This is a genomic window from Secundilactobacillus muriivasis (assembly GCF_054785195.1).
Window position 1 is genome coordinate 36,563 of record NZ_BAABMI010000047.1, and the last position, 6,819, is coordinate 43,381.

Consider the following 6,819-nt stretch of genomic DNA (forward strand, 5'->3'; position numbering starts at 1 on the left):
GATTATGGTTGTGGACGTGATATATCTAGCATGGCAGCACCTAAAAGAAGACATCAAAAAAGACCGTCCCTAAAACTTTTGGTCGAGTTTAAACGGTCTTTTTTGATCTAAACGACTACCAGCCGTCTTTAACGGCACTGCGAGGATGGTTTAGCAAGCCATCCGCTTACATAGGTATTCTATCATGGAAAATGATTCACGGTCAACGATTCCAAAAAAGGTGAAGCAGTACGCAACGTTTGTCGTAGAAAGTAATCACATACTCAGTACTACACATTCACCAAACACTCCCAATTCCAAAATAAAAAACTTCCTCAATATCACAACGTAGTTATCCCCGTAAAACTAAAAAGCAAAGCGAGGAAGCTACTATGCAAAACCTACAATCAGAAAAACTCATCTACGGTATCACCGTCACTCGTGATGGTCGCAATGACGACCTACCTTACCTAGTCTACGTGCCAGCCTATGACGGTTACGCACGAGGCGGAACCATTGCGGATGCGCTTGAACGTGCCCGAGATTTCATTGGAATGGCGGCGTTGGAGAACCTGATCAGTCAGCGGCCGTTGCCTGAGTCGGAGTATTTTGTGCCACAAGCTGATCCTGGGCAGTTGGCGTTGTTGGTTGATGTGAATCTGCGAACTTACCGGCATTTGTTTGAATCGCAGGAAGTTATTATTCGGCCGGTTAGTGAGTTGGCGGATCCTGATGATTTATTAAATCGGGTTGGCAGTAATCAGCCCGTGTTTTTGACTGAGGCTGGGAATGGCAAGTATGCGGTGATCAGTTTGGAGGATTACAACATGTATCGGGACGCGCTGGAGATTGTGGTGCGGATGGAGGATGAGGAGTTGGCTTAGGCTCAAGTGAAAAATACCCCTGAATGGCTGCTGGTTGGCGGTCGTTCGGGGGTACTTTTTTTATTATTTATAGAGTGGTTGAGGCGACGAGCATTGCGATTACATAGGTTTCGGCGCCACTGGGGCTTCGCTGTTCCGCAGGTCAACTATCTAGTGAAGCTTGCATCTGCCAGCACGTTCTGGCTACCGCGCCGAAATGCGCTGCGCAAGGCAGAGACCTGCACATAAGCAACTTCTACCACAAACCCCAAAAACCGGGGTTTCTGGCAGAAGCAGCTTATGCTCCGGTCTCTAACCGCCTTGCTCCGCGCTCTACAAAAACTTCTCCACAATCCTCAACCCAACCTGCAATCCAGCAATCCCAAACGCTGCCAGCGAGCACAGCGCAAACACGCCAATTTCCCACTTGGCTGCTTTTTTATAGATGAAGACGCCGGTAACGATTAGGAATGCGACGGCGACCACAATTAAGTATCTAAAGATAATCCAGTCCATGTTAAACTCCTTAAGCTCGGTTATTGATTGCTTTCAATTATAGCATTGCAACCAAACCCGTAACGTTACAAAACCATGTCGGTTAGTTGCGCACCAACAGGGCTTCCGGATACATGGTTTGGATGTAGTGGCGGATTTGTGCCAACATGCGCTGCGTTGACGGCGCCTTGGCTTGCACGGCTGAGGTGGCTAAGCCGATGGACCGGTAGAAGGGGTGTTCAAATGGGTAAACCGCAACGTCACCGGTAACTTTCTGCAGGGCCAACTCGGGTAAAATACCTAGTCCCAAGCCAGCTTCCACCATCGCGACAATCGACTGGTCATCAATCGAGAAATGAATCAAGTTCGGCTGAATGCCGTAGTAGTCCAGTGCGGCCTTGGTATCACGGTCGTAATCTCCCGGTTGCAGGATGAAGTCCTGGTTTGCCATATCCTCGATGGTAACGGACGTCTGGTTCGCCGGAATGAAGCCCTTAGGCGCCACGCAGTAAATTTCATCTTGAATCAGCGTATCAACAATCAGATTCTCATTCACCGGCAGCACCACGAACCCGATATCCAACGTCCCGTTCTTCACGGACTGCACGATGTCGTTAAACCCGTTTTGTGCTACGGAAATACTGATGTTGGGATACAGCTTCTTAAACGACTGAATGATTGGCGGCAACCAGTTGATGCACACCGATGAGAAGGCGCCGATCCGAATCGACCCAGCACTCAACCCGTTAATATTGGCGGCTTCTTGTTCCAGCCGCGCTTCGCTGTTTAAAATCTCCTGAATAATAGGAAGAATGACGTGACCGTTTGGGGTCAATTCGGCCCCAGAACGCGAGCGAATAAAGACCGGGAAGCCCAACTCGTTCTCCAACTGAGTGATCGAGTGGCTCACAGCGCTAGGCGTCACGTTTAATTTAAGGGCCGCCTTTTGAAACGTACCTTCCTGAATCACGGTACTGAAGACCTGATAAGCAAATGGAATCAAAGTAACATCTCCAATGACTAATTTAATAAGAAATAAAATTTTAGTTTTAACCATGAAAACTGCGATGAAAACCAGTCAGTACAATCATTTCAGCCCGTTAAATAAGTGTTCTAAATAACGCGCCATCGACTGCATTTTTCATCATGCTTACATGAGCGTTGTTCACTCTAAAGTGAAAAAGTTGACGTATACTAAAGTTAACCAAAAGTATATCATAAAACCAATAAGTAGAAAGAGGTAACGCCCATGGATAATCGACTTTTTGCAACCCGAGTTCAACCTGACGTGCCATCCCGGTTAGATGGCTTGTTTCCCCAATTGGCTTTTGATGACGCAATCAAGTTTACTGCTGGCGCCCCGGCGGAGAATCTGTTCCCAACCGAAGCGATGAAGCAGGCCTATCTGGCGGCAATGGCGAAGGAGGGACCGCACACGTTCCAGTACCACACCGTGCAAGGCCCCACCGAGCTACGGGAACGTCTAGCAGAACGCGCGCGGACCCGGATGCAAATTGAGTCGGCGACCGTGGACAACATCATGCTGACGGCTGGCGGACAACAGGCGATTGATCTCGTGGCCAAGTTGTTGTTAAACCCCGGCGATGCGATGGTGGTGGAAGCCCCAACCTACGTGGGCGCCCTCTCAGCGTTCGATATGTACGAACCAACCTACTACGAAGTTGAATTAGAAGCGGATGGCTTGAACACCACCCAGTTAGAAGACACGTTGAAGGCCCATCCAGAAATTAAATTCCTCTATACGGTTGCCGACTTCCACAACCCGGGCGGCGTCACGATGTCCGTGGCGAAGCGTAAACGGTTAGTGGAACTGGCGAACCAGTACGACTTCCTGATTCTGGAGGACACGCCGTACCGCGATTTACGCTACGTGGGCGAATCGTTACCAACCATCAAGCATTTTGACACCGAAGACCGGGTCATCTTCCTTTCCAGTTTCTCGAAGGTGATGATGCCGACGTTGCGGTTGGGCTGGTTGGTGGCGTCACCGATGATCATCAAGCAGTTGTTGAAGCTGAAGGAAGCCGCTGACCTAGAAGTGCCGAACTTAACGGCCTCCGCGGTCAACGAGTTCTTGGCTAATAACAGTCTGGACGACCATATCAAGGCGCTGAACCAAGAGTACCGCGTGCGCCAACAGGCCATGGTCGCCGCCATTAAGCGGGAGATGCCAGCGGGCGTGACCGCTACGGAACCAGAAGGTGGCTTCTTCACCTGGGTGACCGTGCCAGACTTCATTAACACCACCGACTTACTCTACAACGAAGCCACGCCAAACCTGCACATCGCTTACGTGCCATCGAAGAACTTCTACGCCTACAAGAACCACACCAATGGTATGCGGTTGAACTTCACCGGGTTAACGCCGGCGGAGATCGATGATGGGATGCATCGGTTGGGGCGGTTGTTGACGAGTAAATTGACTAAGGTAACAGACTAGAAAGCGCAATCGAGGTTGCGGAAATCGCAACTTATCACTGAAATGTTAACAAATCAGATACAAAATTAAAAAGAACACCTCGTCCAAATTAGACGGAGTGTTCTTTTTTCTGTCGCGCTACGGGACGATCCTAGGGTGACTGCACCGACTTTTATGCGACTTAGTGAATATGTGAGCGAGATGTGGTACGCTAACTAGAATTTAGGGGAAAGGAGGCTTGACCACGACACTTGTAACTTGGCATTCAGTTTGGAGGACGAGATGAGTCAGAATGATTATCCTGAACTATTAGATTTAACCCCAGCATATGCGGCAAAGGTTCGGCGACAAGGGTATCTCGATATTACCGACATTCACCCGGATGACGTTATACGGACAGCAGACCCCGCCGAAGTTGGTAGATGGCGCGGTGTTGAGTTGGTTATTAACGTAAAGCATAAGGGGAGCTCGTATAAAACCATTGTGTTGACCGATCAGCACCACTTTTTTAAGTTAAAGCCAACGCCCAATCAGCTTATGGGCCGACTACGGCGGGAGTTTAAGATCGATTACCGTTACGATATCAAAGCGCACGCTAAAGACGCGAACGTTACCCGGCATATTCCGTTTATCTGTGGTGATTTTTGGTTGATGCCGGTCGATCAACGACGCGGCAATAACTATTCGTGGTTTCGTTGGCACCATCATGAGGAGCCGTGGGACTTTCGGGGCGACTACACGATTGCAACGCACAAAGATTTCATCCCGTTGCGCTTACCACATACGCGAACGGCGATTAAGAATCGGAAGGATAAGTGTGACAAAATTGCGGAGTCCCTTGCGAAAACCCACAATGACATCGTGCCAACGCATCTGCGAGAGATGAAGTTTGACGTTGAGGCGTATCATAAAAAAGGTGTGGCAGGGATTCAAACGAATCTGGTACTCAGGAAGGTACTTTCCGAAGATGACATTCGGCGATACGGTCCACGAATCACCAACGAACTCTACCAAGGCAACTTTTTTCAACTTGACGAAATGGTGGATCCGGATGAGGTCTAACAACTAACTGAAAAGTCGGCTAGCCCTAGTGAGACGACCATTATCCCAGTAATGGCCAGATTTGACTAGTAGCTGGCTTTTTTTTGTGCAATCGGTTAAATGATAACCAGTTTAGATTAAACCGCTTACAACGGCATTTTGGTTCTCTGCGGGGACTTGGTACAGTAAGGCTATTCATAGCGCTATGAATCACTTTAACGAAAAGGGGTTCATCAAAATGACAGACCAAACGACCCAAACCGCATTCGAGTTCCTAATGACCGGCGACCACGAAAAGCTGATCTACAGTGCCATTAGCAAGCTAGGCGTGTCTAAGCTCCACCCAGATTACGATGACCTAGTGCAGGAAGGCCGCCTCGTGTTCGTGACGATTTTCCGCAAATACCCACAAGATCCACTGACTGAACCGAAACAGTTCTTAGCGTACGCCCATAAGGCGCTGTATCGCCAACTGTTGAATCAGCGATTAAAGGCGAAGCGACTGCAGGATAAACATGCGGTGGCGGATGAAACGAACGAGGCAGGAACCCACGTCGATGCTCTCCATAATGAAGTCGTGGACGAGGCGCTTCTCATAGAGTGGCTCCAGCTCTGTAATGCCAATGAGCAACGCTTCTTGATTGGTAGCGTTCGTGACCGCATGACACCAACGGAAATTGCTGAACGGTGGGGTGTTTCTCGGCAGGCAGTGTATAAGTGGCGCAGTGGGCTACGTAAAAAGTTAGCGAACGTCTTAAGCGGTAATGATTAGGAACGGTTAACGAAGTTAATTACGACGGGGGATAGCGAATTGATTTTAGCCGGCTTTCCCCGTTATCCACGTTTAACCAATGTTGTAAAAGATATATAATCATAAGTAATTTTAACGTAGAGGAGCGACTAATATGAGACATCCAATCCAACACGCAATCTGGTCAGCATCGTTAGGGCTGCTGGTACTGGCGACTTTGACCATAACAACGCAAAGCATCAAGGCACATGCTAAGACGGCGTCAACCAAGCGTATCGATTACCGACTCAAGCACATGACGACCAACGAAAAGCTGGGGCAGTTGTTTGTGGCGGGTGTCTCGAACGACAGCGCGGCGACGAAACGGGACATCAAAAACTACCATCTGGGCGGCATCATTTTGATGGGCAATAACTTTGTTGGCACCAAGGCCAGCTTTAAGAACCGGTTGAAGGGGTATCAAAACGTCGCCAAGACGCCATTGCTGATTTCGACCGATCAAGAGGGTGGCACGGTTTCCCGGTTGAGCAGTAACACCAGAATCTCCGGCCACAGCCACTACTACTCACCGCAAGAAGCGTACCGTCACGGCGGTATGAAGAAGGTCGTGTCGATTTATAAATACCAAGCCAAGCAACTCCACTCACTAGGCATCAACTGGGACTTCGCGCCGGTAGCGGATGTTTCCGCCAGCAAGGGAAGTTTCATTTACCCTCGGACATTTGGCCAAGGCTACAGCGCAACTGCGAAGTACATTGGGGAAGTGGTACCGGCAATGCAACGGTGTAACGTGGCCGCTACTCTGAAGCATTTCCCCGGCTACGGGGCCGCGGCGGATACGCATACCGGAACGGCGGTGGTGAACCGCTCACTCAAGCAGTTTGAAAGTCAGGACTTCCTCCCATTTAAAGCGGGAATCAAAGCTGGCGTTGACTCGGTAATGGTCACGCACATCATCCTCAAGCAGGTTGATCCAACCAAGCCGGCCTCGTTATCAAAGAAGGACATTAACCTACTGCGCAACACGTTGGGCTTCAAGGGCGTCATCGTCTCCGATAGCCTACAAATGGGGGCCGTGACCAACTACGTTAACCGGCACCACGCCTCCCGTGACGTGTTAGCGGTACAGGCGGGCAACGACATGCTGATCAGTTCGGACTACAAGCAGGGCATTCCACAATTGAAACGCGCGTTGGCGAAGAAGCAGATTTCAATGGCGCAGGTGAATGCTTCGGTAAAACGGATCTTAA

General features: G+C 49.6%; 7 protein-coding genes. 5 read left to right on the forward strand and 2 right to left on the reverse strand.

Features of this window, described 5'->3' with window-relative positions; genetic code table 11:
• The first annotated feature begins 371 nt into the window (after positions 1-371).
• Positions 372-863 (forward strand): type II toxin-antitoxin system HicB family antitoxin, encoded by a 492-nt coding sequence (locus tag ACYVR3_RS11570; RefSeq protein ID WP_461244368.1) that lies wholly within the window; start codon positions 372-374, stop codon positions 861-863.
• A 312-nt stretch (positions 864-1,175) separates the two neighbouring features.
• On the opposite strand, the gene ACYVR3_RS11575 is transcribed toward ACYVR3_RS11570, so the two are convergent.
• Positions 1,176-1,358 (reverse strand): hypothetical protein, encoded by a 183-nt coding sequence (locus ACYVR3_RS11575; protein ID WP_054736605.1) that lies wholly within the window; start codon positions 1,356-1,358, stop codon positions 1,176-1,178.
• 82 nt (positions 1,359-1,440) lie between these two features.
• A complete protein-coding gene (locus ACYVR3_RS11580) occupies positions 1,441-2,340 on the reverse strand; it encodes a LysR family transcriptional regulator (RefSeq protein WP_461244369.1) in 900 nt (299 codons plus the stop codon).
• Between the two features lie 246 nt (positions 2,341-2,586).
• On the opposite strand from ACYVR3_RS11580, the gene ACYVR3_RS11585 reads away from it, so the two are divergent.
• The 4 genes from ACYVR3_RS11585 to ACYVR3_RS11600 all read left to right on the forward strand — a co-directional run.
• Positions 2,587-3,798, forward strand: a complete 1,212-nt coding sequence (locus ACYVR3_RS11585) for an aminotransferase-like domain-containing protein (protein WP_461244370.1) — start codon at positions 2,587-2,589, stop codon at positions 3,796-3,798.
• A gap of 261 nt (positions 3,799-4,059) precedes the next feature.
• Positions 4,060-4,839: a hypothetical protein gene (locus tag ACYVR3_RS11590; RefSeq protein ID WP_461244371.1), complete on the forward strand. Its 780-nt coding sequence runs from the start codon at positions 4,060-4,062 to the stop codon at positions 4,837-4,839.
• A gap of 217 nt (positions 4,840-5,056) precedes the next feature.
• Positions 5,057-5,590 (forward strand): sigma-70 family RNA polymerase sigma factor, encoded by a 534-nt coding sequence (locus tag ACYVR3_RS11595; RefSeq protein ID WP_461244372.1) that lies wholly within the window; start codon positions 5,057-5,059, stop codon positions 5,588-5,590.
• Between the two features lie 133 nt (positions 5,591-5,723).
• Positions 5,724-6,819: glycoside hydrolase family 3 N-terminal domain-containing protein (locus ACYVR3_RS11600; RefSeq protein WP_461244373.1), on the forward strand; the 1,096-nt coding region annotated here is incomplete at its 3' end.